Here is a 26,665-nt window from a genome sequence, read left to right as displayed (position 1 = left end):
CGCCCGCCGGGGCGAAAAACCGGGCCGAAAGGCCCGGAACAAAGAAGGGATAGCGTCTGAATTACGATAATTTTACGCCTGAAAACGACAAATAAACCCATCTTCAGGAAATGAATGTATTTTTAGAGGTACCCTCTAGATTTTTCTTAATTTTATAAGATAAATTCGGTGGGGTCGCAGAACGATACCAATACCATACACCAACAAAGTTCCCTGCTCCAAATATCTCGTCACAAACCAACTTCAGATTCGCCTGTTCGTTGTCGTCGATGCTAATAAAAATCGCCCCGTCGTTGCTCAACAATTTCTGCAACAACTTAAGGCACGGGTACATCATGCAAAGCCACTTGTCGTGACGGGTCAAGTCCTCGGATTCCTTCCCTACCACTTGCCCAAGCCACTTCTTGATTTTCGGGCTGTTCACGTTGTCGTTATAGACCCAGTTCTCATTTCCGGTATTGTACGGCGGATCGATGTAGATGCACTTGACGCGGCCTTCGTATTCAGGGAGCAAAGATTTAAGCGCTTCCAGGTTATCGCCGTGGATAATCTTGTTGCCCGGCTCGCCATCGCCAAAATCGTATTTCTTTTCCAGAACCCGATAGGGGACATCCAGGTGGTGATTCAAAACAGCGTCTTTGCCAATCCAGGTCAGCGAGGGCATGGGGGCCTCATGTACAAAAAGGTTAAAGGTTCATTTCTAACCCTTACCCTCTTGCAAGTGGATTCTATCGCGCCTCGCGCTCCTGAATGACAGGAGCATATAAAAAGGCGTGGAATCATCCGACTTGCATCACTGAGGCTCCGCTAAAAGCCCTGCATACTACAAGTACGAACGACCCACGCCCCATAGGGACGTGAGTGTTCGCCTTATTCTCGTATGCATTTGAAATTTAGCGGATTTCAGTGATGAGAATAAGAGCAACAACTCTAAAAACTGGTAGCCCGTTACCCGACCGGCACACAACCGCCGATGCAGCTAAAAAGCCATGCCGTGAATATAGATAATTGCCGGACTTTGATAGTCCGGCAACAACAGATTACGGATGTTTTTTTTCAAATTCGCTTGGAATCCGTAAAACCACACCCCCACGCGAGACGTAATCTCCAAAAATGTCTAGCGGAGCTCGACCATATACAACAACAATTCTCGGAGTCAGCCGTCGAACAAGTTCACCGAAACCTGCCTTGAAAACAAGACGCTCGTCGTAACGTTTTATGCAACCATGCGTCCCGACCATCACTATGGAATTCTGCGGGTAGCCGTCAAAGCAAAAGTTATAGGAACAAGCGTCTCCAAAGCGGACGTTGAAAACGGTATTTGGATTCTTCTTTTGAACCTCGCGCCCAAACCACAAGTTAAAGTCTTTGTTTTGCTTCTGCTCATCCAAACTCATCGACCAGTAAATGCTAAAATCAGGAGAAGCCACGATTGGATGCTTAGATGCAAAATCTATCCAATAGGTAGAGTTGTCGCGAATCCGCTTAAACTTTCGGTCGGCTTCGTAGAACAAGAGCATCTCTTCGAAAGAAGGTTCTTTGATGGCCTTTGAGAAAAGAATTGTCGGAATATCCAGCATATGGATTCCAGGCAAATATCCCTTAAACAAGTCTATGGTCATAGACTCTCCTTGTTTAAACTATTTACGCTTATCTACTTTTTCTGCAGAAGTTTATTCTGCTTACGCCACTCCTTGATTAACTCAAGAAGTTCTTTTGTTGAAACCTCGCAAGAAGTCTTCGACGCGTCGTCGGCATAAACATCTTCAATCACAGTTTTGTCCTTTTCGATGCGAACAGAACACTGATTAAAGGAACAATCTTCTAAAATGCTTTTATCTTTTAGAACTTTGTTGATTGTTCGAACCAACAAATCAGAGAACTGCAGGACGTCCGTTGCAAAGAAAGTATCAAGGACCTGATTTTCTTCAATAGCAAAATGCATCAGAGGACGCCCGTCACCGAAATCAAGATAGTCTATTTTGTAGTTCATTTTTCCTCCATAATCGGATAGGCCGACGCTATTTTCCCTTGTTTGTAATTGATTACTATTTTTATTCCTTGATAACTTCCGAGGACTCTGTCATTTCCGCTCCGCTTTCCGCTTCTTGCAGCCGCATTCACGGCATTCACTACCTGCTGAGGCGACCACTCTCTTGGGAAAAAGGTTGAATAAGCTTTCTTTCGGACTCCATTGATGACAACGTTCGCTTGGTACAACCCGTGCTCATTAGTGCGGGTCATTCTTCTACGAATAATTCGATTTCCATTATTTCGAATTTGTCCGTAGTGAAAACCCGATGCGATTAATTCTCCTTTAGAGTTTGTTTTGACTTCCCCTAAAAATAGATGTTTTATGGCGCTTTCGTTCCACCCTTCTGTACCACTAAGTTCGGAAAGTGAACTTCTAGGGTATTTAGGAGGACGAGGTAAACCCATTGCCTCCCGTGAAGACGCCGAATTGCCATAAGCAGCCTGTTCAAATTCCGAAAACGGAATTTCCATTTGAAAAAGCCCGCGCTCTTCTTGCTTTCTAAGCAATTCTCTTGCGTATGGCCCGTTCAATACTGGCAATTCGTATGCATAGCCCGCACGTACTCCGCTACCACCACCCATACAAGCCCCCTTCGGTTGAATGACACAAAAGGACGCTTGTTCGGCGACAATACATCAAAAAAACGGTTGCTATCATAGCAAACCTCCTATTGGAACACCCTTGCACATGCAAAGGATTGCTTTACCCTTCGGAAGTTGCTACATTATTAATGGTAACTTTGGATGGCAACATCCCAAGGTGCTTGCTCCGAGACTGGTGGTACAGTCTTCGGAGCTTTTTTCTTACACAGAAATATAATATATTCAACATTCAAAAGCAATAGAAAAACGAACAAAATTCAAAATTTCGCTATATTTTTTACACTTTTCCGAATTATACCGAAATTTTATAAACATTTTATTGATTTTCCATATAATTATTCTATATTATTTACATGGCTCAAGAAAATCTGATAGATAACATCCGTCGTTATATGAAGCTAAACGGACACACCATTCCGTCTCTTGCGAAGAAAGCGGAAATAAGCCCTGCTACGCTCTCCAACTTATTAAACGACAACTCCGACCCACGCTTATCCATTTTAAGCGCTATTGCAGAAGCACTTAACATCGGGATGATAGACCTCTTTGCCGAGAAACCAAAATTTTCGTCATTCCGCTTTCGAACCTATTATGCTTTAAACTCCAAGGAATCCGCCCACAGAGATAATCTTTTATTTACTACAGAAAAAAAACTGAAGGAATATTCCCAACTTGAAGACATGGCACAAAATAGGCTTGCCTACGTCAACAACATTCCCTCATTTAACAGCCCATACGATGCAGCCCACTATGTTAGAGAAATCGCGGATCTACAGTCAAACGAACCAATAATAAACATCTGCTCCGTAATTAAAATTCTCGGAATTAAATTTTTCCACTTTGACTTTAAAATTGAAAAAACCTTCGGAGCATCCGTCAATGAAAAAGACGGTGGACCCGCCATAATCATAAACAGTTCCATACCCAACGTCGAAAGAAAAATTTTCACCATTGCGCATGAATTAGGACATCTTTTGTTGCATAAAGATTCCTACAAAAGTCCAGAGACACTAGATAAAAAAGATTCAAAAGAAGAAACAGAAGCCAACGAATTTGCCGGGGAACTTCTTTGCCCAATGGAATGCGTATATGAAGCCGTTAAAGACACGCGTAATTTCGGCTTTATAGAAGCCATCATGAATTTAAAACAGAAATACAAAGTAAGCTATGGAACCGCGTTGCATCAATATTGCAATAAATATTCCACCGATTACGATACTGTTTTACGCAAATTTAGGGCGATGTACACAAATAAATATCATAAAAGTTTCAAAGGGCATTTCGAACCTTTTGAAATTCCTCCACAGTTATATCGTTTTGAAGACGAGCATCTTAGAGATGTAGTGTTAGAACTTTACCAAGAAGAACGAATTTCTGCAAAAGACGCTGCAGAAACATTGCAAATGACGGAAGCACAAATAAAAAGAATTAACGTTCTTGATGAAGACGAAGGCAATTTGCCGTTTTAATGCGAGCGACATTTTCCACAATATAACGCAAAAAGGGCCGCATCGCTGCAAGCTTTTTTCATGAATTATTGATTTTACAGAAAGAAAATTACATTTTCCAGGCCGCTACATGAACCAACCGACCCATTAAAGTTGATGAGTGGTGGCCATGGACAAAAAGGGATGAATCTTCTAGATAAATACGGTATTGCGTACAATATTGTGAAAATCTATCCCAATGGTGTTCGTGTAGGAAACGTTCCTGACCACAAAGACCGACGGAAAAGACATGGGTTAAACCAATCGTGGTTTCCCGCGTCATGGAGCGAAAAGACAATAAAACGTGCAGCAGAACATGTCGCTCAATTACATAGGAACCGCAATGTTCCTGACGGTCAAATTATGTACGGAACTTTTAAAGGTGTCCGTGTAGGCGTAATCAAAACACATGGGCAAATAGCAACAGCATTTCCCGATAGCAATCAACCATAGGAGTATTATATGCTTGACAAGGAAAAATTCAAAAAATTGATTCAAGAAAGAATTGACAATGATGGTTTCATTGTTGCTGGGGATACAACTGCCTGGGAAAACTTGGCAAACTTCCTTTCTGAGGATATCGTATCTTCAATCGAGTTCTTGGAAAATCAGGCGACAGTAGACGAAATTTGTTGGGTCAGCGAAGTCTTTGACGATATCGCAGCCAAAACTCAGTCAAAGGACTTTATCGAAGCCCTTCACAGAATTCACGACAAACTGCCTGAAGAGGAGGGCAAATTAATTGAACCCAGTATAAAATTTGCTGAATTGGCAATTCAGTAAAAAAAGAAAGGACTCGAACAAGTTGCAGCGAACAATCTTGTTCAAGTCCATTCCCAGATATGCTAAAGCAAATCCTAGTTAACAACTAACGTAGGTATTAATTTAGCATATCTATTCCGCAAAAACAAGTAAAATCTTCAAAAGAGGAATAAATATGCGCATAAGCGCCTTTGACGACGGATTGCGTCCAGAATTGCTGGAACGCTCTTTTTACGATGGAATCTTTGAAATTCCGCGATTGGAACCCTTGGAACAAATTGTCGAGCCCGCAGGACTTGTACCCTTTTCCAAGCGGCAGAGGGCCAGGAATCGATTCGTACACTTCTATGAACACGAGGCTCATTATCAGGATTTCACCAACCATCCCGAAAAATATATCAAAGATCTTTTAGAGCATCCGGGAATTATATCTCCCGATAATTCTATTCTAGTAGAAGCTCCTCTTTGCGCACAGATTGCAAACCTATTCATATCTCGGCGCAACGCAAGTTTTCTGCAACACAGCGGAGTCTATCAGATTCCGAATGTGCGATGGGGCGACGAAAGGACATTTACAACTGTAGAATTACCGGAAGCAGTAGCATTTATCGGTATTCCGCATAACTCAATCGTTTCAATCGGGACTTATGGATGTTGTCAAACTCAAGATGAAAAACGACTGATGCATTTGGGCGTTGTAGAAATGCTGAAGGTGTTGCATCCGCAAATTGTAGTCGTTTACGGTTCTATGCCAAAGGATGTATTTTGCGATTTTCCCTATGAACCGCGATTTTTGCGGTTTGACAATTGGGATAAGGAACATCATGCTTAATTTGTGGAAAGGATTTATCAGGCAAATAGCCAGGGAGAGACTTTCCCCACCATACGCAAAAAGGGCCGCATCGCTGCGGTCCCTTTTTTGATTTGCGTGAAACATTTTATCTAAAAACACAACATTTTGTTTCACACAACCGCACAAATAACGCAAACTTTAGTTAGACAACCTTGAAAATCTTGTGCACAAGTGCAAGATTGACTTGTTTTTCCATCCAGAATATTGTATATTAATACAGGAGTATTACAATCAACTTCAAACGCACTTGTAGATTTCTGCAAAGCAAAGGAGCCTTCATGCCAAGTACACTATTGCAAGTCAGGGTGGACGAAAAGACTCGTTCTGCAGCAGGGAGCATATACGAAAAGCTCGGCATTGACTTGCCGACAGCTGTCCGCATGTTCCTTGCCAGGACCATTTTGGAAAACGGCATACCCTTCAGCATGAAGCTCCGTCCAGCCGCTCCCACCGATGTTCTCGATGCCATGAAACAGGCTTCGCAGTCTGCCGCCGATGCAGGAGTTGCAGATATGTCTCTTGATGAAATCAACGACGAAATCGCACAGGTCCGAGCCGGCAAATGAAGTGCTCTCCCGTGAAAAATTTCATTTTCCAAAAGAGACTGTCGAATTTTTGCTTTCACGCCTAAAGACAATCGGCGAAAACATGACAACCGTAGAATCGCTTGTTGGCAATTTCCCAGACCCCAAAGACGTCGTATTTTTTGAAGTCACAATGGAAAAGAACAAAACCGATGACGCGTTTCTTGTCACGGGAAACCTGAAACATTTTCCAAAGCACCACAAAGTCGTCACTCCAGCAGAAATGCTGCGTATTTTGGACAACATGTAATTCTTTTATTTATACGCAAAAAGGGCCGCATCGCTGCGGTCCTTTTTATAATGTTGGTCTGGATCCTTCGACTCCGAGGCTACGCCTCTTCGCTCAGGATGACAAGTTCAGTGGTTGCAGCTATTCCTAACGGGCCTTCGGCCCTAACCACTAACCACTGTTTACTAACTATTAGTCCTTTCCGTACACCTTTTCGGCGTAGGTCACGGTGGCGCCGAGGTATTCGCGGTTCATCTTGGCGATGTAATCCACGGTGATACCCTTCGGGCAGGCGGCCTGGCATTCGTAAAGGTTCGTGCAGTTGCCAAAGCCTTCCTTGTCCATCTGGGCGACCATGGCGAGCACACGCTTCTTCGCTTCAACCTTGCCCTGCGGCAAGAAGCTGAGGTGAGAAACCTTGGCGGACACGAAGAGCATCGCGGATGCGTTCTTACAGGCGGCCACGCAGGCACCGCAACCGATACAGGCGGCAGCGTCGAAGGCGCGGTCGGCATCGGCCTTGGGAACCGGAATCGTGGAAGCTTCAGGAGCGGCACCGGTGTTTACGGACACGAAGCCACCGGCAGCGATGATGCGGTCGAATGCGGTACGGTCCACGGCGCAGTCACGGATAACCGGGAATGCGGCGGCGCGCCACGGTTCGATTACGATGGTATCGCCATCCTTGAACTTGCGCATGTGAAGCTGGCAAGTGGTGGTCGCATGGTCAGGGCCGTGCGGCATACCGTTGATGACGAGAGAGCACATGCCACAGATACCTTCGCGGCAGTCGTGGTCGAAGGCGAAGCCTTCCTTGCCCTGCTTCATCTGTTCTTCGTTCACGATGTCCAACATTTCGAGGAAGGACATGTCCGGAGAAACATCGTTGATCTTGACAGTTTCGAACTGTCCCTTGGTCTTGGCATCCTTCTGACGCCAAATCTTCAAAGTCAAATTCAGTCCGCTCATTATTTGTAGCTCCTAGTAGCGAGGTGGACGTTATCAAAGGTAAGAGGTTCCTTGGAAAGTTCCGGTGCGACACCGTCGCCCTTGTATTCCCAGGCACCCACGTAGCAGAAGTTCTCGTCGTCGCGCTTGGCTTCGCCTTCCGGAGTCTGGCTTTCTTCGCGGAAGTGGCCGCCGCAAGATTCCTTGCGGTGCAGGGCGTCGAGAGTGAGGACTTCGGCGAACTCAAGGAAGTCAGCCACGCGGCCGGCGCGTTCCAGGTTCTGGTTGAAGGAACCTTCGGAGCCGAGCACGTTGACGTTTTCCCAGAATTCGGCACGGAGGGCCGGAATCTTCTCGAGGGCGGTCTTGAGGCCGGCTTCGTTACGAGCCATGCCCACGTATTCCCACATGATGTTACCGAGTTCACGATGGATATCGTTAACAGTGCGGTGACCCTTGATGGAGAGGAGCTTGTGGATGCGTTCTTCGGTCTGCTTCTTGCAGTCTTCGAACGCGGCATCGGATTCGGAAACCTTCTCGAGCTTGGTGCCCGCGAAGTAGCCGCCGATGGTGAACGGAATGACGAAGTAACCGTCGGAGAGGCCCTGCATAAGAGCAGAAGCGCCGAGGCGGTTTGCACCGTGGTCGGAGAAGTTGGCTTCACCGAGAACGAAGCAGCCCGGGATGGTGGACATCAGATCGTAGTCCACCCAGAGGCCGCCCATGGTGTAGTGGATGGCCGGGAAGATACGCATCGGAACCTTGTACGGGTCTTCGTCGGTAATCTTTTCGTACATCTGGAAGAGGTTGCCGTACTTGGCAGACACGCCGGCAACGCCCATGCGCTGGATAGCGTCGGCGAAGTCGAGGTACACGGCCTGCTTGGTGTTACCCACGCCGAGACCTGCGTCGCAGACCTGCTTGGCGTTACGGGATGCCACGTCACGAGGCACCAGGTTACCGAAGCTCGGGTACTTTTCTTCGAGGTAATAGTAACGGTCTTCTTCGGGAATCTGGTCCGGGCTGCGGGTGTCGCCAGCCTTGCGCGGAACCCAGATACGGCCGTCGTTACGGAGAGATTCGCTCATCAAGGTGAGCTTCGACTGCAGGTCGCCGTGGCGAGGAATGCAAGTCGGGTGGATCTGCGTGTAGCAGGGGTTAGCGAACAGGGCGCCGCGCTTGTAGGCACGGAAAGCGGCCGTCACGTTGGAACCCTGGGCGTTAGTAGAAAGGTAGTAGACGTTACCGTAACCACCGGTGCAAAGGCACACAGCGTCAGCCACGTGGCTTTCGAGTTCGCCGGTGATGAGGTTACGGACGATGATACCGCGAGCCTTGCCGTCGATCACGACGAGGTCCATCATTTCGCGACGCGGGAACATCTTCACCTTACCGGCGGCAACCTGGCGCATGAGGGCCTGGTAGGCACCGAGCAAGAGCTGCTGCCCCGTCTGACCGCGGGCGTAGAACGTACGGGACACCTGCGTACCACCGAAGGAACGGTTGTCGAGGAGGCCACCGTATTCACGACCGAACGGAACACCCTGGGCCACGCACTGGTCGATGATGAGGTTCGAGTTTTCGGCCAAGCGGTGCACGTTGGCTTCGCGAGCGCGGAAGTCACCGCCCTTCACGGTATCGTAGAACAGACGGTAAACGGAGTCGCCGTCGTTCTTGTAGTTCTTGGCAGCGTTGATACCACCCTGGGCAGCAATGGAGTGTGCGCGACGGGGGCTATCCTGGATGCAGAAAGACTTGACATTGTAACCAAGTTCGGCGAGGGATGCGGCAGCGGATGCACCGGCAAGGCCAGTACCAACCACGATCACCGTGAACTTACGCTTGTTGGCGGGGTTCACGAGCTTGAGTTCGAACTTGTGCTTGGTCCACTTTTCTTCGATGGAACCACCGGGGATTTTAGAATCAAGAATCATTAGTGGGCTCCTTAAAATTAAGCGTTAAAAGAAACTTCGACGGTGCCGACAGAAGGAATCACGAAAGAAGTCTTGGCGGCTTCCTTGTCCTTCTTCATCTGTTCGTACTGCGGCTGGAGGCTGCGGGACTTTTCGATGAGGGCCTGGGTACCCGGCTGGTTAGCGAGGTAGAAGGCTGCAACGGCGGTGATACCGAAACCGAGGGCAACGATAATGCTGTAAGCGATACCGGCGATGTCGATAATCGGGGTCCACTTCTGGTGAGCAATGCCCATGGTCTGGAAAGCAGAAGAAATAGCGTGGAAGAGGTGCATACCGATCACGAACATGCTGACCACGTAGAAAGCAGCCCAAGCCGGGTTAGCAAACATCTGGATGGTGGTGAGCCACATGTCGCGGACGATTTCGCCTTCGGCATTCACATAGAGGTAGTGTTCGCCGAACTTGAGCATCATGAGGTGCTGCACTAGGAAGCCGAGAATGAAGAGACCGGACCAGATCATGGTGAAGGTTGCGAAAGTCTTCTTGCCCTTGCGAGCGTTGACTTCGTAGTCGATGCCACCGCGAGCCTTCTTGTTCTCGATCTTCAGCTTGATAGCAAGGAAGATGTGGAGAGCGAAAGCAGCCACCAGCACCAGTTCAACAAGATAAATCATCTTGATCGGGAAGTGGAGCGGGTTGAATCCGGTCAGGAATTCGGTGTAGGCATTGTAAGATGCCTGAGCCGCGGCCTGTTCGAAATTCAGAAGCTGGAAGTTACCACACATGTGGCCGAAGATGAACAGGGCGAGGAACGCGCCTGTGCATCCCATGATCTGCTTCTTACCGATAGAGGAGGTAAGATACTTGACGATCCATTGCATTGAGTTGTGTCTCCTTGAGGGGGTTAAAAAAATTTGGTCGCCGCAAAACCAGTTTGCGGCTGGCCGCGCCTACCAGTAGGCGCGGTTTAAAAATCGCTTAGAGAACGCAGCAAGCCTTGAGGCAGGGCATTTCGTAAGCGTAGCGTTCGTCTTCCTTGAACCAGAAGTCCAATTCGCGCTTGGCGGATTCAGGACTGTCGGAGCTGTGCACGACGTTTTCGGTCATGGAAGGGGCAAAATCGTAGCGGAGGGTACCGGGTTCCGCCTTAACCGGATTGGTGGCGCCGTTGATTGCGCGAACCTTGGCAATGGCATTTTCGCCGCCGAGGGCGAGCATCACGGACGGGCCCTTGGTCATGTAGGCTTCGAGTTCCGGGAAGAACGGCTTTTCCACGTGTTCGGCGTAGAAACCGCGAGCATCGGCAGAGGTCATCTGGTGCATCTTCACGGCGCAGACGGAGAGGCCTGCAGCGATGTAACGGTCGATAATGCGCCCGATGAGGCCAGACTTGACCGCATTGGGCTTGATCATTGCAAATGTCATTTCCATAGTAGGTACCTTTTGTTTTAAGATGTGAGAAATATAGATATAATTCGGATTTCGGAATTCAGATTTCAGAATTATAAACGTCATTGCGGACGTAGCCGAAGTAATTCACTCCGAATTCCGAATTCTGAATTCAGAATTTACTCCTCGGCTTCGATTTTCTTCATCAAGTCATCGGCGAGTTTGCCGTTACTCTTGATGTTGTCGACGAGCCACTGGGCAGATTCCTTGAGTTCGCTATTCGGATACTTCTGGAGGAACTCTTCGAGCACAACCTGCGCACGCGTATTCATTCCAAGATTTTCATTCAGAATGAAACCGCGGCTGAACATGGCCTTTTCGGCATTCGGGCTTTCGGGCCAAATGCTATAGAATGCGTAATACCCCGCTTCCGCCTGCTTGAAATCCTCGTTTTCGCTCTGGGCGAGCGCCATTTCGTAAGTAGCCTTTTCCAGGAGCGAATCAACATCGGCGAAAGCCATCTGCAACTTGCGGTAAGTTTCGATAGCCGCAGAACGGTTGTTCGCCTTGAAAAGCGAATCCGCTTTCTTCAGCAACACATCCGCCACCATTTCAGGCTTATACTCGGGAGTGTCCATGTTGTAGATGTGAACCGTCGCCGCCTCGTAAGCTTCAGCAGACTTACGACCGATCCAATTCTTGTTGTATTCCGAACGGATTCGAGAGTAGGTTTCAGGAATGCTCTGTTCCAGGGATTTTCCGAAAGACATCAGGCGGTAACCCGTGTAGTATTCGTACTTGTAGAGGTTCTCGGGAATCACGGATTCCGAGAGCTGTTCGACATTCCTTGCCTTCAGCGAATAGTTCTTTATGATATAATCCCAGCGGGTATCACGGGCAATAGCGCGGGATTCCCAGCTATGATTCAGACGCTCCTTCTCGGCCAAATCCTCGTAAGCGAAGAATTCCGTCCACATGCGGACCATCCGATCGTGAGAGAACTTGTTCAAGCGAGTTCTTGCATACTCTTCATTAAAGCGCAGTAAATCCTTTTCGGTAAGCAGCGGCTTTCCGTTTTTGGAAATGAGCACAAACGAGGAATCCACTTCGAAAAGTTCACCCGACTTGATTCCGGCTTCAATTCCGGCCTGGACGCGTTCAAAGGGTTTCAGCGTAGACGGAACTCGAGATGCCAGATAGAACACGTGGAACAAGCCCTTGTTGTCCTGCAAAGCCGGAGTCACATAGCCCACTTCGTGGTCCTTGAGTTCCTCGGACAGATTCGGGACCATACCGATATCGTAAGGCAAAGCATAATCCTGCTTCACGACACCCACATATCCGCTGTCCTTAGAGGTCAAAGCATTCTGACTGACAGCGGCAGCCTTCTGCTTAAAAGCATCCAAGGACGGCGCGGTTTCAAACAAACTAGCAAGAGAATCTTTGTTTGTTCCCTGAATATGATACAGTTCATAGCCAGGAACCGTCATGAAAGAATCCTTGTGACTGTCGTAATAAGCTCTCGGCTCCGGCTTGGGAATTTCATGAACGACAATGTTCTTGTTTTCCTTCACAAGAGTCGAAATGGAATCACGAAGGTGTTCCCTGAATTCTCCTACAAAGCGCTTCTGCAAGACGAGCGTATCCTTGGAACCCTTGGACAAATTTTCGGCCAAATAAGCCTGCCATTTTTCCTGGTTTTTCGACACATAATACGATTCAGCGACACTACCACGAACACTATAGAAACCGGCAGTCGAATCACTATCGAAAAGCGCACGGTTCATGTCATAATGCTGTCGCAAGGTTTCATCATCGTACTTCAGGCATTCCATCACGTAGAAGCGCTGGTACACCATCGTCAAGATACGAGGCTTAAGATCCTCGTAGGCTCTCTCCCACTCCTGTTCCAATTCCGGATATTCCGAAACGGCCCTAGCCACCAGTGCCGCTCTGGAATACAGATTATCGTACAAGAATTTACCCTTGTCTTCCTTAGGAAAGCCTTCATTCTTAAGGAGCAGCTGATAGTCTTCCTGATAGACTTTTTCTTTATCGATACGAGCGAGGATTGTATCCTTGTCGCCGATACAGTTACAGCCGTTCAGAAAAAACAGCGATGCCAATGAAGCGAGAGCCAGAAGTTTTGCCTTCATAATTCCTCTAATGATGGTTTTCGACGAATAACCTACAAAAATTAACCCACAAAGATACGGCCATTGTGGAACAACTGCATCCACGGACCATCTTCGCCCCATTCCGCCGGATGCCAGGAGTACTGGCAGGTACGGAACACACGTTCCGGGTGCGGCATCATCACGAGGGCGCGGCCGTCTTCGGAGCAAAGGCCGTTGATGCCGAACGGGGAGCCGTTGGGGTTCAGCGGGTAGCGTTCGGTGTATTCGTGCTTGCCGTCCACATAGCGGAGCGCCACGAGGCCAGTCTTCAGGCAGGCTTCGGCGGATTCGCGGCTAGCGAATTCCGCACGGCCTTCGCCATGTGCCACCGCAATCGGAAGCACGGAGCCTGCCATGCCCTTGAGGAGCACGGCCGGGGTGTCTTCGACCTTGAGCGTGCAGAAGCGGGCCTCGAAGCGTTCGGAGAGGTTCTGGACGAAGCGCGGCCAGTGCTTGGCACCCGGAATCAAGTCCTTCAGGTTAGAGACCATCTGGCAGCCGTTGCAGACGCCCAGCGTGAAAGTATCCTTGCGGTTGAAGTAAGCTTCGAATTCGGCGCGGGCCTTCGGGTTGAAGAGGATGCTCTTGGCCCAGCCTTCGCCAGCACCGAGAACATCACCGTAGCTGAAGCCACCGCAAGCCACGAGACCGTTGAAGTCCTTGAGGCTTACACGGCCCTCGAGAATGTCGGTCATGTGGACATCGATGGATTCGAAACCGGCCTTGGCAAATGCGGCAGCCATTTCCAGCTCGCCGTTGACGCCCTGTTCACGGAGGATTGCCATCTTCGGGCGGCTTGCGTAGTCCTTGATAATCTTTGCAGACGCCGCCACGTCGAAGGTGACCTTCGGCGTGATACCCGGATTGTCCTGTTCCAGCTTGAGCTTGTATTCGCTTTCGGCACAATCCGGGTTATCGCGGAGGGCCGCGATGCGGCGGGTCGTGTCGCTCCAGATGGCGCGCAGGTCAGAAAGGCCTTCAGCGTAGTTGCCGATGACCAGATTGTAAGAATCGTTGAGCGTTGCAATTTCAGAAACCGTATCGCCGAGACCGGCGGCGGCAAATGCGTCGCGCACAGCCGCGAGGTCGGCATTCTTCACCTGGAGCACGGCACCGAGTTCTTCGTTGAAGAGAGCATCGATGAGGTTGCCCTTGAGGGCGTCGGCCTTCACCGTTACGCCCACGTGGCCAGCGAATGCCATTTCGGCGAGCGTCGTGTAGAGACCGCCATCGCTCTTGTCGTGGTAGGCCATAATCTTGCCTGCCGCATTGAGCTTCTGGATGGTTTCGAAGAAGGCGCGGAGTTCCTTGGCGCTGTCCACATCCGGAGCCTTGTCGCCGAGGTTGTTGTAAACCTGAGCGGCAATGGAGGCGCCCATGCGGTTCTTACCGCGAGCGAGGTCCACGAGAACGAGGGTCGAATCCTTGTCCTGCAACAGTTGCGGGGTAAGCGTCTTGCGCACGTCGGAGCACGGAGCAAACGCACTAATCACGAGCGAAATCGGAGCGGTCACGCGGTGGCTACCCTGAGCGTCAGACCACACGGTGCTCATGCTCATGGAGTCCTTGCCCACCGGAATGGTAATGCCGAGATCCGGGCAGAGTTCCATACCGATGGACTTTACGGCTTCGTACAAGTCGACACCATCGCCTTCGTAGTTCGGCGTAGCCATCCAGTTTGCAGACAAGTTCACGCGGCCCATATCGGGCACGCATGCGGCAGCCATGTTGGTGAGAGATTCTGCCACCGTCATGCGGGCAGCGGCCGCCGGAGAAATCAAGGCAACCGGGGCGCGTTCGCCCATGCTCATCACTTCACCTTCGTAAGTATCAAGCGTTGCGCTAGTCACGGCGCAGTCAGCGACAGGCACCTGCCACGGACCAACCATCTGGTCGCGGCAAATCATCCCCGTCACGCTACGGTCACCGATAGAAATGAGGAACGTCTTGTCGGCGACGGTCGGGTTTGCAAGCACGCGGTGAGCCACATCCTTGATAGTTGCATCGGCCGGAACCACCGTAGAGTTCAGCGGACGCTTCTGGCTCTTTTCGTTACGGATCATGCGGGGCGGCTTGCCAAGGAGCACGCCCAGCGGCATGTCAATCGGAGTCGTGCCGAAGTGCCTGTCGGTCAAGGTCAGGTGCTTTTCGGGGATAGCCTCGCCCACCACGGCGTACGGGCAGCGTTCACGCTTGCAAATCGCGTCGAACACATCGAGCTTGTCGCCGGCGATTGCAATCACATAGCGTTCCTGGGATTCGTTACTCCAGATTTCGAACGGGCTCATACCCGGTTCGTCATTCGGCACGTTGCGGAGTTCAAACTTACCGCCGAGACCGCCATCGTTCACCAGTTCCGGGAATGCGTTGGAAAGTCCACCTGCACCCACGTCGTGAATGAAGGTAATCGGGTTTTCTTCGTTCATCGCCCAGCAGCGGTCGATGACTTCCTGGCAACGGCGTTCCATTTCGGGGTTCTCACGCTGCACCGAGGCAAAGTCGAGAGATTCATTACCGGCACCGTTAGCCACAGAGCTTGCAGCACCACCACCGAGACCGATAAGCATGGCCGGACCGCCGAGCACAATCAGGTGGTCACCCGGATCGATGTGGCCCTTTTCGATATGTTCATGCTTGATGTTACCGAGACCACCGGCCAGCATAATCGGCTTGTGGTAACCGCGGACTTCCTTGCCGTTCTGGGCATCGACTTCCTGTTCGAAAGTACGGAAGTAACCGAGGATGTTCGGACGGCCGTATTCGTTGTTGAACGCAGCGCCACCCAGCGGGCCTTCGATCATGATGTCGAGGGCAGACGCAATGCGGGACGGGCTACCAAAATCCTTTTCCCAAGGTTGGACTGCACCCGGCAGTTTCAAGTTCGAAACGCTGAAGCCCGTGAGGCCGGCCTTCGGCTTACTGCCCTTACCCGTGGCACCTTCGTCGCGGATTTCGCCACCACTACCGGTAGCGGCACCCGGAAACGGAGAAATGGCCGTCGGGTGGTTGTGGGTTTCGACCTTCATCAAGATGTCCACTTCTTCGTTGTGGAAGTCGTACTTGTTGGTGCGCGGGTCAGCGTAGAAGCGGCCAGCGACAGCGCCCTTCATCACGGCAGCGTTATCCTTGTAAGCGCTGAAGATGTTGGAATTGTGGAGCTGGTAGGTGTTCTTGATCATCTGGAACAGGGACTTGTCCTGTTTGACGCCGTCGATAGTCCATTCGGCACCGAACACCTTGTGGCGGCAGTGTTCCGAGTTGGCCTGAGCGAACATGTAGAGTTCCACGTCGGTGGGGTTGCGCTTGAGCTCGGTGAAGTTCTTCACCAAGTAATCGATTTCGTCAGAGGAAAGTGCGAGGCCCATTTCCTTGTCAGCCTTCACGAGGGCGTCGCGGCCTTCGGTAAGCACCGGAATCACGTTCAGCGGACGCGGTTCTTCCTTGCTGAAGAGAACTTCCAAGGAGGCGGTGTCGGCGAAAACAGCCTGGGTCATGCGGTCGTGAATCTTGGCGGAGATTTTCTCACGGGCGCCAGCCGGTGCAGCACCTTCAAACTTCACGTAGTAAGCGATGGCGCGTTCAATGCGCTTGATAGCCGGAAGGCCGCAAATGTGAGCGATATCGGTCGCCTTGGAGCTCCACGGGCTGATGGTACCCGGACGCGGGCACACCACAAAGAGTTCGCCTTCAAGAGCCTTGGGTTCGCGGGCCGGACCGTAGTGCAGCACCTTCTTCAGAGTTTCGGTTTCCGCATCGGAGAGTTCGGCGGACAAGTCCACCACGTGCAGGAATTCAGCGTAAACGGAAGCGACAGAAAGGCCTGCGCTCTTGAAATCGGAAGAAAGTTTCTGGAGACGGAAATCCGACAGAGCCGGCGTACCACGAAGAATGAGCATTATTTAACCTCAGTTGAGTTTATTTTTCCAACGCAAATTTAGAAAAATCATGCGGGAGGGGCCCCAGCTCGGAGTGGACGCCTACGGCGTCCGTGGCTACACTCAGTCATGCCGGGGTGCGAGCACCCCGTCGCGACACTCGTTTGCACACTACTGCGAAGGCCTTGGCCGACGCTTTATTTCCTTTCATAAAAAAAAACACGACTCTTTTTTAGAATCGTGTTGCATTTTGCCATAACTTATTGAAAGACAATTAATTAGCGCTTTTTGCCCTTCTTGCCTTTCTTGCCCTTGGCAGGCTTGGCCGGTTTCTTCGGTGCCGGAGCTTCTTCCACAGCTTCTTCACCTTCTTCGCCTTCGGCTTCCTCGATTTCTTCGCCCGGGTTACCGACAAGAGCGTTCACGTTCACAGAGACGAGGCCAGCCAGAGACTTGACTTCGGTCTTCTTGTCGACTTCGACCTTGGCAAACTTGGAAACGATGTAGTAGGCGCCCGTAGCTTCAAAGCGGCGAGTCATGTTCGCAATGCTCATGGAGCCTTTGGTAGACGGGAAATACTTGGCTTCGAGGCGAGCCTGGTCCTGCGAAGTCTTGACAGACTGTACCGCTTCGCAAGCAAGCGCCCAAACGCCCTTGTTAGTCTCGATGGAATTGTTCACATATTCCACAATCTGGGACGCACCTTTATACGACTTCGTCGTGGTCTTTTCGTAATGTTCCGTAGCCTGAGACACATAACCACTCTTCTGCATCAAGAGCGTCGCAAGGAGGGCCACCACCAGAACCGTGAGTGCAATCGAAATAGTCTTTATGTTCATTGGTACAACTCCTTATTCAAAGTGGAATGCCGCAGGGGCTTCGAGCTTAAAGTTTTCAGCCATGTTGTAGCCAGCAAGAGCCTTGTAGTCGCTGGACTTCAGTTTTCCCTTCGCAAAAGTGAAGGTAATCACGCAGTTCTTACCGCAAGCAACTTCCTTGACGCCACCTTCGTTCTTCAGCAGGAACTTGTCAGCAAGACCGGCCTTTTCATAAATGGAATTCTGAGCCTGGGCAGGAATACCGGCTGCTTCGTACATGTAAGAAAGCTGCTTGAAACGGGCATCCTTGTCTTCTTCGATGGCCTTAACAGCGGCATCGAAGGCGGCTTCGGTCTTGACATTGGTCAGGGTCGCATAAACGAGGCGCCAAGCCATACCGTACTGGTCCACGGACTTCCACTGATCCTGGACGACTCCGTTGGACTGTTCAAGATAGGCTCCCACCTGTTCATTCACCGACTTCTGAGCCTGGTCGTTATACTGGCCCTTGAGAACCATCATCAAGGCAAAAATGCCGATAATGAGCACAATATCGACAATCATCAAAATTTTGAATTTCTTTTTGTCCATAAGTTTCCTTTTTGCATGTTTTGCAAGTAGAATTTACTTCCTAATTTACAAAAAACAAACAAAGTTTTGAAAATTTTTTCTTTTTTTACAGAGATATGCCCCTTTTTTAGTATATTGCAGCCCATGAGCGAACAAGATTGCAAAGATATGCTCCCCTCCCAGGTCATTTTCGAGAACCTCAAGGAACTTATTAGGGCCAAAAACACGGCCCACGAATCCATGTTCAAGTTCCATTGGAAAAAGATGTGGCCGTTCAGCCTGTTCTGGCCGCAAGTGGATTACGAGCGCATTGTTCGCCTGATGAGTGAAATCCGCAAGAACGCCATCAACCAGAATAACCTCGTCCTGCAAGCAAAGTCCAAGGCAAAGCCATTCGAAAAGACTTTCCTTGATGCGGTTCCCGCTTACCTAGAAGCCCTCGACGTCTCTTGCCAGAAGCTTTCCGCAGCGGCGCAATGGAAACAGGACATGCTTCTCCGTCGCATCAACAAAGACGTCAAACTCCGCCGCGACGTAGCGGAATGGAGCCAAATCCTTAAAGAGTACGAAGATGCCCAAGGGAACCTGGTCCGCGCCGGTGCATTTGTACAGGTCGGCTGGGGCGTGGTTCAACAAGCTCACGCTTCGCAAGCTCGCTAACCTTGTAAGGTCCCTGAGCCTGCCGAAGGGAACAAACAGTAAATTGTTATTAGAGAAATGAAGTATGTCATCCTGGAGCGTGTCATCCTCGAAGCGTAGCGGAGGGGAGACGGGAACCAGCATTGGATTTTCCCTGTCCGGCCTCCCTTCGGTCGAGAATGACGTAGACGAAGAATCTCTAGTTGAAGTAGACTGAAGTTAGGGCTTTCAGCAAGTCCACTCGCCACTTAGTTTTTTGAAGAACTCCTGCAGGTGATTTTTCGATATGCGTTGCATTGGAAGAATGTTGGCGATATTCCACCAACGGTTCATTGACATAGCTGACCTTGAAATATTTCTCGGCAACAAGCCCTAACCATTGGTCGTGCATCGGAAGATTCTTAGGGAACGGAAGTGCCTTGTCCAAGACGTTACGACGGAACGCCATGCAGCATCCCGTAAATGAATTCTTCCACCAATTGGTAACTACCCCGCTCCTGTAGGTGCGAATATCACTCAATTTTCCAGTGCGCACCCAAGCCGATTCCAGTGTATCCGACAGGCCAAGCATAAACGCATCGTGAGTCACGAGGTCGGCATCATTCAGCGCCGCAAGAACTTTCTCCACTTTTCCCGGAAGCCAAACATCATCTTGGTCTGCAAGGAAAATGATTTCTCCCTTGGATGCCTGCAGGGCGCGTTCATAATTGTAGATAACACCAAAGTGTTTTTCAGCAGGCAACACACGAATGCGAGAGTCCCCGAGCGATGCCACAACAGAAAGCGTATCGTCAGTCGAGCCATCATCGGCGACGACGATTTCTGCATCAGACGACAACTGCGAAAGAATGCTTTCCAGCTGTTCGCAGATAAACTTGCCGCCGTTGTATGTCGCCATGCAGACAGAAATCATTTTTGCCCTACCGTTTTAACAGAAACCTCGGAATGAACAATTTCGGCAAACGCTTCAGGAATGCAGAACTGAACGACGCTAGTTGCGGCAATCGTTTGAGCGCCTCGCCCTTTTGCGAATAGGCCAGCGACGAGAACCAGTTCGCCTTCCAGTTCCGAACCGCCTGCGGATAAAGTCTATGATCCTTGTACAATTCAATAATACGCAAGAACTCCGCATACATGCGATTGTGATTGGCGTGCATATTGTCCCCGTGCTCACGGTAATGGCAACACACCACATCAGGGAGCACCGGCTGAGGGCCGCACTCATAAAGCACCTTCAGGTACAGCGGATAATCCTCAAAAAAGAAGCGCGAATCGTAACCGCCCAAGCGACGCACAACATCGGTCACGAACATTTCAGCGCAGCCGTGCAAAGGTTTCAATCCCAAGAAAAACTCATCAAAACTGATTTCAGGAACAGACTTCAGAAACGCAGGGTCCAAATTTTCCGAAGCAATTCCGTCTTCGCTCATAGGCTTTACCTGCCCAAAACAGGCAACCGCATTCGGATGCGAAAGCAGATAATCAGACTGTTTCTTTAAGCGGTCCGGCGGCATGATATCGTCGGAAGAAAAGGTGCAAAAATACTTTCCGCGGGCCAACTCAAGCATTTCGTTCAAGGTCGCGATGACGCCCTTGTTTTCGCGATGAATGTAGCGGAACTTGAATTCTTCAGCGAGTTTTTCAAGTATTTCGGGAGACTTATCTTTACTACCGTCGTCAAGGACAATCAGTTCAAAGGCAACACCCTTCTGCGACAAGACCGAACGCACCGCCGCTTCCACGTACTTTTCATGATTGTAGCTAGCCAGGAGCACCGATACGACCGGCGGAAGTTCCCGTTGCTCCATCTCTTCACCTTGGGCAAAAGCTTTCACATAGACATTTTCGGTCATGTTCTGTGCAAACATGTTCGTTACGGAGTATTCCATTTAAGCCTCCTCACCAAAATGTAGAGCACCACAAAATAGACGAAGTTTTCAAAGGCGTACGCCGCCATCGGGCCGTTAAATTCAACAAGCTTTATGCCGACAAAAGTCCCTACCGCAAGCAAAATTTCAGAAGCAATTTCGACAGCAAGAAAGGACTTCGTTTCGGTGCGGGCAATCAGCACCAGCGCAAGCGCGAAGCCACCCGCCCTAAAGAAATCACCTACCAGTTGGAGGGGCAAATAGTCGACAGCACCCATATACGCCTGCGAGAAAAGCACCTGCACCAAAATGCCGCGGCCAAAATACAGAGCCGCAACCATCGCGAGCGAGATTCCCATAATTCGGAACAGCAACGGATGGAACATTCTGAAAAAATCCACGCGGCTCATCTTGGACGAAACCCGCGGCAAGATAATGACCGTCAAAATGGCTGACATCGCCATGAACAAAAAATCAGAAACTTTCCAGACACTCTGCCAAATCCCCGCTGCGTCGTTTCCGAAATTAGAAGCAACCGTCATTCGCATCACCGTAAGTACCAGCGGCGAAAGAACCATCGGTACAAGGCCCATGAGCGCATAAGAAAGCCACGGGCCACGCGTATCGAGAGCCGTTTTCCAAATCTGCTTGACACTAAAACCGGCTCGGCTAGAAATCTGGATTGCAAAAATAGCGGCCACGACAGACTGCGTTGCAATAATCGAAAGCACCGAGAGGCGCCCCGTATAAAGGAAAAATGCCACCCATAGCACCTGCCATACCGACGTCACCATGTTAATGAGCGCCCACTTGCGATTTTCGCCAAGGCCGTTCATGACCGCCGCAGAAATCGAGATGATGTTTGTTGCGAAAACACCTGGCAGAGCAAAGAGAATGGCGGCCTGCGCAAGGCGCGTCGGGACCCCGGGCAAAAGCGATTCGAGAGGCGCCATAAAACAGAACAAAAGTGCAACAACAAAGGTCAACAGGCTCGCAAAAGTCGTCAAGCGAAGTCCGCCGCGCCAAATGCCAAGAAGCTTTTCGCGATTACCCTTATTCTGAGCAGTCAGTGCAGTCCAACCGTTCTGTAACGCCAGCGAAGACGTTGCCGAACCGATGCTCATCAAATTCAGGAACTGCCCCACGCACGCAAACGCCGCTGGCGGCAGGAATATAGCGAGCAACTTGTTAATCGCAAACGCACGAAGCGCGTTGAACAATGTGACGGCACCGGAGCCGGCAAAGAGTTTCGCAAATTTCAAATCTGAGGGCATCATTAAACTTCTTCTATAGATTGCATCGCTACGCTCGCAATGACATCAGGCAAAAATGTTAATGGATTCGACAACATACGCGACTTGTTCATCGGTCATACCAGGGCCCATGGGAATGCTGAGTTCCGTCTTCGCCAATTTTTCAGCTATCGGGAGCGGACCGTAGCGGAGTTCCCCGCGAGAGAGGACTCCGTCAAAGGCTTCCTGCTGGTGCGGCGGAATCGGATAATGAATCAACGTTTCTACACCGCGCTCTTTCAAGAATCTTTGCAATTCGTCACGGGTTTCACAGAATATCGGGAACACATGCCACGCATGGGATTTCGGATTCGCGGGAACCGGTGTTACACGCACCAGCGGATTCCTGATTTCGGCACAGTAGCGGCCCGCAATTTCTTGACGACGGGCATTCCAAGAATCCAAATGCGGAAGCTTTGCAAGCAATACGGCCGCCTGCACTTCGTCAAGGCGGGAATTCACGCCCACATACTTGTTCACGTACTTTTCGACAGAGCCGTAATTGCCGAGAGACTTTACCACTTGGGCAAGCTCCAAATCGTCGGTGACCACCGCTCCCCCGTCGCCCATGGCACCAAGGTTTTTTGTCGGATAAAAGCTGTAGGCTGCTGCATTAGACGAGAGACGAGAGACGAGAGACGAGAGTTTGTTCTTGTCTAAAGCAGCTCCGTGAGCTTGGGCTGCATCTTCGAACACCAGCAGGTTATGCGCCTTTGCAAATTCACAAATCGCGGGCATATCCGCCAGGCGACCGTACAAGTGCACCACCAAAATGGCACGGGTCTTTTCAGAGCAGGCTTCCGCCAATCGCGAAGTATCCAGCACGCAAGTGTCGCGATTCGGTTCCACAAGAACCGGCACAAGTCCCGCAGCACGTACCGCGAGAACGGTCGCCACGAATGTATTCGCCGGAACAATCACCTCATCGCCCGGTTGCAAGCGCCCCAGTTGAATAGACGCCTTCAGCATCAGGGTCAGCGCATCGAGGCCATTACCGACTCCGACACAAGCCTTTTTACCACAATAGGCTGCAAAAGCCTCTTCGAACGCAGCGCAACGCGAACCGCGAATAAACCACTTTGAATCAAGAACATCAGAAAAAGATTCGCGCAGGGCATCGCCCAAGGTGCGATTCACATAATCCAGCGAATAAAACGGGACATTCATCATTGTTTGTGAAAATAGCAAATTAGTAGGAAGTAGAATGTAGACAGTAGACAGTGATTAGTGGTTAGGAATTTACTATTTTAGGAAATATGTACGAAATTTTGCCCTACAGCCCCGAACTAGACAAGCGGCTAGACCATTTTGTAATGCAAGAATCGGCGAATGGGACGTTTCTACAAACAAGGCGGTTCTTGAACTACCACCCGGCAGACCGCTTTACCGACGCCAGTTTTGCGCTAGAAAAAAGCGGGACCATTGTCGCCTATTTCCCGGGCGTGGCAAAAGAGCAAACCTTCATCTCCCATGCGGGTACTACTTTTGGCGGACCCATTATCGCAAAATCGTTCTACAGCGGTTCCAGGATCCTTGAAATTTTGAAAGAAGCAGACCAGCACCTTACAAGCCGATTCAAAAACATTCGTTTCAAGATTACTCCAGCCATTTTCGCCGAAGAAAGTCCAGACCTTCTGGAATATATGCTGGAACACATGGGATACACGCGCCATACGGAACTCAGTTCCTATTGCACGCTGCAATCCGGCGTAGACCCGCTCGAGAACTGCGACAAGGAATGCCGTCGCATTTTCAAGAAATCCGAAATCGAAGGCATCCGGTTCGGAAACATGGAAAAAAACGAAGACTTCGAAACCTTCTACCATTTTCTGGAAATTTCAAAATCCAAGCACAACGTCCATCCGGTCCATACCTTGCAGGAACTCTACGACCTGAAGGACAACCGCATCCCAGACCACATCCGATTCCGCGGAATATGGGACAAAGACACGCTAGTTGCCGCCATGATGCTGTTCAGATTCGAAAAGACCAAGACCATTCACGCCCAATACATCGCCCCCAATCCCGACTACGAGAAGTTCCAACCCACCATAGCCCTATATGTGCGCGTCATGCGAGAAGCCGCCCTCGAAGGGTTCCAGAAAATTTCCTGGGGTATTTCTACCGAAAACGGGGGTGAATTTTTGAACGAGAACCTGCACCGATTCAAGGAATCCCTCGGTGCCAAAGCCTGCGTCAACTCGTTTTATACAAAGTAAAAATCAGCAGATAGAAGTTTCTTTCACAAAAGCATCGTATTCGTAGATGTAGTCCGATGCATCGTAATGTTCCGATGCAAGCACCATACAGACCGCACCCGACGAGAAGTTCTCGATTTCGCGCCAATGCATGGTCGGAATATAGAGTCCGTGGTAGGAGCGATTCAGCGAATACTTGGTACGAGTCTTGCCGTCATCCAGAATCACATCGAAACTGCCACTGGCGGCAATAATCAGCTGGCGGAGGTTCCTGTGAGCGTGGCCGCCACGGGTGGTGCCGCCGGGAACGTCGTACAGATAATACACTCGCTTGATATCGAAGGGCACCAGTTCGCCCCCCTCGACCACACTCAGGTTACCCCGCTGGTCGTGGGCAATCGGAATATCGATTAATTGCGGTTCGTTGAGATTCGATTCGTTCCAAGTCATGGCACTAATATATAAATAGTTCGGATTTCAGAATTCGGAGTTCAGAGTTAGATATTTAAATAATTCCGAATTCGGAGTTCAGAGTTTGAAATTTAAATAATTCCGAATTCTGAATTCATAATTCCGAATTTTCTGTCCTCTAGGGGTGGTTCGGGGTGTTTGTCCGGAAAAACTAGCGAAAATGGATTGCTTCGCTTCGCTCGCAATGACGTAAAAATGAAATTTTGCTATATATGGGCACTCCAATGAGTGCATGTCGCGCCAAGCTCTGCCAACATGCATGTTAACCAAAGAGCTTCCTTTAACGAGGTAAAAATGTCCTCTTTCCGTGGACCAAAAGGTAAGGTAGCCCGTTCTCTCGGACTCGCCGTCTCTCAGAAGACTCAGAAGGCTCTCGATCGCCGTAACTTTGCACCCGGCCAGCATGGCCAGACCCGCAAGAAGTCTTCTTCTGTGTACAAGCAGCAGCTCGTTGAAAAGCAGCGTCTGCGTTTCACCTACAACATTTCCGAAGCTCAGTTGGCCAAGGCTTATGACGAAGCCAACCGTCGCGCCGGTTCTGCTGGTGACAACCTGATGATTTTGCTCGAAACCCGTCTGGACGCCCTCGTCTACCGCATGGGCTTTGCTCGCACGATTTTCGCTGCTCGTCAGTATGTCGCTCACGGCCATTTCACCGTGAACGGTGTTCGCAGCTACTCTCCCGCTCGCCAGATTAAGGCCGGCGACGTGATTGCAGTTCGCGAAGGTTCTAAGGAACACGTGCAGATCAAGGAAGCCATTGCTAACGCTCCGGCTGCCCCTGAATACGTGACTGTTGACGCAGGCAAGATGGAAGGTTCTCTCGTGAAGCTCCCGCTCCGCGATCAGATTCCGGTCAAGCTCGAAGAACAGCTCGTCGTGGAATACTACTCCAGGTAGTTTCTACACAAACGAAACGTTTGAGAAGCTCGGCTCTGCCGGGCTTCTTTTTTTTGTATCTTGTGGTTATGAAAGATTTGATTTTCAAGATGACCGCCAACCTGAAGGGATATCTAAAATCCCTGAACTGGATTTTTTTGCTCGGGCTTGCCGCATTCAGCATAGCGCTTGCCATCATCAACAACATCCGCGTCGAAGACTCGCATTCCGTTGAGTGGATCGGCAGCCAGGAAATTCTAGAGAAACCGGACGAGGTGCTGTAATGAAAAAGACAATCTTTTCTGCTGCACTCCTTGCCGTAGCCACGATTCTTGTCGCAATCGGAGTTGCCGAGATTTCGTTCCCGGAATCGTTCTTGACATTTACCGACCAAGACTGGTTGATGGAAATTTGGCCCAAGGCATACCGCTACAACCTTCATGTGGGGCTTGCCGCCATTATTATTGCCACGGGCATTTGCGTTCCCGCCTATCGCCTGCAAAAGGACTTTGCCATCCGCGCGCTAGAAACACTGTTCCGCGTGGGAATCGGAGGCATGTTCATCTTTGCAAGCGTCTACAAGATTCAGGATCCGCACCAGTTTGCCGTTCTCGTGGCCCAGTACCAGTTCTTCCCTGCTCTGCACCTGGAAAACCTGAACAACTTCTTTGCGCTCGTCTATCCGCAGTTTGAATTCTGGTTTGGCCTCGCCATGATTGTAACGCCGTTCGTGCGCGAATCTGCGTTCGCTATTTTCTGGATGTTCATCAGCTTCATCATCGCTCTCAGCTGGGCGCTCGGCAACGATCTAGGCATCACCTGCGGATGTTTCGAACTTGAAGACGGTGCCGCACACGACAAGGCCGAAGCCTGGACTAGCCTCATCCGCGACATCATTCTTATTTGGCCGACACTCTGGCTCGCCACCCGCAAGCACCGCAGCCTAATCAAAGTCTGGACCGAAAAGAAATAAGTTCCATCAAGCCCTGTTCAAGACTTTCAAAATACACCATTAAATAAGGCGGATTTTCGTCGCTAACGCGACTTAGGTTTGTAGTTTAACTTGCGTATAA

Annotated in this window: 27 protein-coding genes and 1 pseudogene; 11 read left to right on the top strand and 17 right to left on the bottom strand. The window is 50.2% G+C overall.

Translation table 11 applies throughout. The annotated features are described in order from the left end of the window. Positions 1-181: 181 nt before the first annotated feature. From Q0P86_RS12790 to Q0P86_RS12775, 4 genes and pseudogenes are all read right to left on the bottom strand, one after another. Positions 182-664: pseudogene (locus Q0P86_RS12790) on the bottom strand (DNA methyltransferase); the annotation flags it as partial. 376 nt (positions 665-1,040) lie between these two features. Next, positions 1,041-1,622, bottom strand: a complete 582-nt coding sequence (locus tag Q0P86_RS12785; protein WP_295039933.1) for a DUF4417 domain-containing protein — start codon at positions 1,620-1,622, stop codon at positions 1,041-1,043. 32 nt (positions 1,623-1,654) lie between these two features. Continuing rightward, positions 1,655-1,993 (bottom strand): hypothetical protein, encoded by a 339-nt coding sequence (locus Q0P86_RS12780; protein WP_294986736.1) that lies wholly within the window; start codon positions 1,991-1,993, stop codon positions 1,655-1,657. After that, the gene (locus Q0P86_RS12775; RefSeq protein ID WP_295039931.1) at positions 1,990-2,616 is read right to left on the bottom strand and encodes an EndoU domain-containing protein; all 627 of its coding nucleotides are present in this window, start codon (positions 2,614-2,616) and stop codon (positions 1,990-1,992) included. The genes Q0P86_RS12780 and Q0P86_RS12775 overlap by 4 nt, the downstream gene beginning before the upstream one ends. Before the next feature lie 374 nt (positions 2,617-2,990). Here Q0P86_RS12775 and Q0P86_RS12770 point away from each other — a divergent pair, with 374 nt between their 5' ends. The 6 genes from Q0P86_RS12770 (at position 2,991) to Q0P86_RS12745 (ending at position 6,573) form a co-directional block, all read left to right on the top strand. Beyond that, entirely contained in the window at positions 2,991-4,106 is a 1,116-nt protein-coding gene (locus Q0P86_RS12770) for an XRE family transcriptional regulator (RefSeq protein WP_295039929.1), read from the top strand. A 135-nt stretch (positions 4,107-4,241) separates the two neighbouring features. Further along, positions 4,242-4,577 carry an EndoU domain-containing protein gene (locus Q0P86_RS12765; RefSeq protein ID WP_295039927.1) on the top strand — a complete coding sequence of 112 codons (336 nt, stop codon included), beginning with the start codon at positions 4,242-4,244 and terminating at the stop codon, positions 4,575-4,577. Positions 4,578-4,586: 9 nt separating this feature from the next. Beyond that, on the top strand, positions 4,587-4,907 hold the full coding sequence (locus Q0P86_RS12760) for a hypothetical protein (protein WP_294115142.1): 321 nt from the start codon (positions 4,587-4,589) through the stop codon (positions 4,905-4,907). Positions 4,908-5,061: 154 nt separating this feature from the next. Next, positions 5,062-5,718, top strand: a complete 657-nt coding sequence (locus Q0P86_RS12755) for a DUF4417 domain-containing protein (RefSeq protein ID WP_295039925.1) — start codon at positions 5,062-5,064, stop codon at positions 5,716-5,718. A 299-nt stretch (positions 5,719-6,017) separates the two neighbouring features. Then, complete coding sequence (locus Q0P86_RS12750; RefSeq protein WP_291021920.1) at positions 6,018-6,305, top strand: type II toxin-antitoxin system RelB/DinJ family antitoxin; 288 nt, start codon at positions 6,018-6,020, stop codon at positions 6,303-6,305. Continuing rightward, on the top strand, positions 6,259-6,573 hold the full coding sequence (locus Q0P86_RS12745) for a hypothetical protein (RefSeq protein WP_295039921.1): 315 nt from the start codon (positions 6,259-6,261) through the stop codon (positions 6,571-6,573). The genes Q0P86_RS12750 and Q0P86_RS12745 overlap by 47 nt, the downstream gene beginning before the upstream one ends. A 171-nt stretch (positions 6,574-6,744) precedes the next feature. Here Q0P86_RS12745 and Q0P86_RS12740 read toward each other — a convergent pair whose 3' ends face one another. The 8 genes from Q0P86_RS12740 to Q0P86_RS12705 form a co-directional block, all read right to left on the bottom strand. Then, on the bottom strand, positions 6,745-7,521 hold the full coding sequence (locus tag Q0P86_RS12740) for a succinate dehydrogenase/fumarate reductase iron-sulfur subunit (RefSeq protein WP_072811006.1): 777 nt from the start codon (positions 7,519-7,521) through the stop codon (positions 6,745-6,747). Continuing rightward, the gene (locus tag Q0P86_RS12735) at positions 7,521-9,434 is read right to left on the bottom strand and encodes a fumarate reductase/succinate dehydrogenase flavoprotein subunit (RefSeq protein WP_072797371.1); all 1,914 of its coding nucleotides are present in this window, start codon (positions 9,432-9,434) and stop codon (positions 7,521-7,523) included. The genes Q0P86_RS12740 and Q0P86_RS12735 overlap by 1 nt, the downstream gene beginning before the upstream one ends. A gap of 17 nt (positions 9,435-9,451) precedes the next feature. Then, positions 9,452-10,297 carry a succinate dehydrogenase cytochrome b subunit gene (locus Q0P86_RS12730; protein ID WP_295039919.1) on the bottom strand — a complete coding sequence of 282 codons (846 nt, stop codon included), beginning with the start codon at positions 10,295-10,297 and terminating at the stop codon, positions 9,452-9,454. 97 nt (positions 10,298-10,394) lie between these two features. Beyond that, positions 10,395-10,847 (bottom strand): nucleoside-diphosphate kinase, encoded by a 453-nt coding sequence (gene ndk / locus Q0P86_RS12725; RefSeq protein ID WP_291025294.1) that lies wholly within the window; start codon positions 10,845-10,847, stop codon positions 10,395-10,397. A 137-nt stretch (positions 10,848-10,984) separates the two neighbouring features. Beyond that, a complete protein-coding gene (locus Q0P86_RS12720; RefSeq protein WP_295039917.1) occupies positions 10,985-12,961 on the bottom strand; it encodes a peptidyl-prolyl cis-trans isomerase in 1,977 nt (658 codons plus the stop codon). Positions 12,962-13,002: 41 nt separating this feature from the next. Further along, positions 13,003-16,878, bottom strand: coding sequence for a phosphoribosylformylglycinamidine synthase (gene purL / locus Q0P86_RS12715; protein WP_295039915.1), 3,876 nt, complete (start codon positions 16,876-16,878; stop codon positions 13,003-13,005). A 257-nt stretch (positions 16,879-17,135) separates the two neighbouring features. Continuing rightward, a complete protein-coding gene (locus Q0P86_RS12710) occupies positions 17,136-17,696 on the bottom strand; it encodes a hypothetical protein (RefSeq protein WP_295039913.1) in 561 nt (186 codons plus the stop codon). Positions 17,697-17,708: 12 nt separating this feature from the next. Beyond that, on the bottom strand, positions 17,709-18,266 hold the full coding sequence (locus tag Q0P86_RS12705) for a hypothetical protein (RefSeq protein WP_290995040.1): 558 nt from the start codon (positions 18,264-18,266) through the stop codon (positions 17,709-17,711). Positions 18,267-18,389: 123 nt separating this feature from the next. Between Q0P86_RS12705 and Q0P86_RS12700 the strand changes: the two genes are divergently transcribed. After that, on the top strand, positions 18,390-18,905 hold the full coding sequence (locus tag Q0P86_RS12700) for a hypothetical protein (RefSeq protein ID WP_294111337.1): 516 nt from the start codon (positions 18,390-18,392) through the stop codon (positions 18,903-18,905). Positions 18,906-19,083: 178 nt separating this feature from the next. Here the strand turns inward: Q0P86_RS12700 and Q0P86_RS12695 are convergent, their stop codons facing one another. From Q0P86_RS12695 to Q0P86_RS12680, 4 genes are read right to left on the bottom strand one after another with little or no spacing between them, the layout of a single operon-like run. Continuing rightward, positions 19,084-19,797 carry a glycosyltransferase family 2 protein gene (locus tag Q0P86_RS12695; RefSeq protein ID WP_294111338.1) on the bottom strand — a complete coding sequence of 238 codons (714 nt, stop codon included), beginning with the start codon at positions 19,795-19,797 and terminating at the stop codon, positions 19,084-19,086. A gap of 7 nt (positions 19,798-19,804) precedes the next feature. After that, a complete protein-coding gene (locus Q0P86_RS12690; RefSeq protein ID WP_290995048.1) occupies positions 19,805-20,773 on the bottom strand; it encodes a glycosyltransferase family 2 protein in 969 nt (322 codons plus the stop codon). Then, the gene (locus Q0P86_RS12685) at positions 20,758-22,029 is read right to left on the bottom strand and encodes an O-antigen translocase (protein WP_295039909.1); all 1,272 of its coding nucleotides are present in this window, start codon (positions 22,027-22,029) and stop codon (positions 20,758-20,760) included. The genes Q0P86_RS12690 and Q0P86_RS12685 overlap by 16 nt, the downstream gene beginning before the upstream one ends. Before the next feature lie 42 nt (positions 22,030-22,071). Then, the gene (locus Q0P86_RS12680) at positions 22,072-23,214 is read right to left on the bottom strand and encodes a DegT/DnrJ/EryC1/StrS aminotransferase family protein (protein ID WP_295039907.1); all 1,143 of its coding nucleotides are present in this window, start codon (positions 23,212-23,214) and stop codon (positions 22,072-22,074) included. An 86-nt stretch (positions 23,215-23,300) separates the two neighbouring features. On the opposite strand from Q0P86_RS12680, the gene Q0P86_RS12675 reads away from it, so the two are divergent. Further along, positions 23,301-24,263 carry a GNAT family N-acetyltransferase gene (locus Q0P86_RS12675; protein WP_295039905.1) on the top strand — a complete coding sequence of 321 codons (963 nt, stop codon included), beginning with the start codon at positions 23,301-23,303 and terminating at the stop codon, positions 24,261-24,263. Positions 24,264-24,266: 3 nt separating this feature from the next. On the opposite strand, the gene Q0P86_RS12670 is transcribed toward Q0P86_RS12675, so the two are convergent. Then, the gene (locus Q0P86_RS12670; protein ID WP_295039902.1) at positions 24,267-24,692 is read right to left on the bottom strand and encodes an FdtA/QdtA family cupin domain-containing protein; all 426 of its coding nucleotides are present in this window, start codon (positions 24,690-24,692) and stop codon (positions 24,267-24,269) included. 315 nt (positions 24,693-25,007) lie between these two features. On the opposite strand from Q0P86_RS12670, the gene rpsD reads away from it, so the two are divergent. The 3 genes from rpsD to Q0P86_RS12655 all read left to right on the top strand — a co-directional run bounded on the left by rpsD (position 25,008) and on the right by Q0P86_RS12655 (position 26,565). After that, positions 25,008-25,613: a 30S ribosomal protein S4 gene (gene rpsD / locus Q0P86_RS12665; protein WP_072978811.1), complete on the top strand. Its 606-nt coding sequence runs from the start codon at positions 25,008-25,010 to the stop codon at positions 25,611-25,613. Between the two features lie 68 nt (positions 25,614-25,681). Beyond that, positions 25,682-25,876, top strand: coding sequence for a hypothetical protein (locus Q0P86_RS12660; RefSeq protein WP_139257916.1), 195 nt, complete (start codon positions 25,682-25,684; stop codon positions 25,874-25,876). Continuing rightward, positions 25,876-26,565: a MauE/DoxX family redox-associated membrane protein gene (locus tag Q0P86_RS12655; protein ID WP_291021854.1), complete on the top strand. Its 690-nt coding sequence runs from the start codon at positions 25,876-25,878 to the stop codon at positions 26,563-26,565. The genes Q0P86_RS12660 and Q0P86_RS12655 overlap by 1 nt, the downstream gene beginning before the upstream one ends. The last annotated feature ends 100 nt before the right edge of the window (positions 26,566-26,665 follow it).

It is taken from the genome of uncultured Fibrobacter sp., from assembly GCF_946062555.1.
Classification (GTDB): domain Bacteria; phylum Fibrobacterota; class Fibrobacteria; order Fibrobacterales; family Fibrobacteraceae; genus Fibrobacter.
Note: the sequence above shows the minus strand (reverse complement) of the source record. Positions and strands in the feature narration are given on the sequence as shown.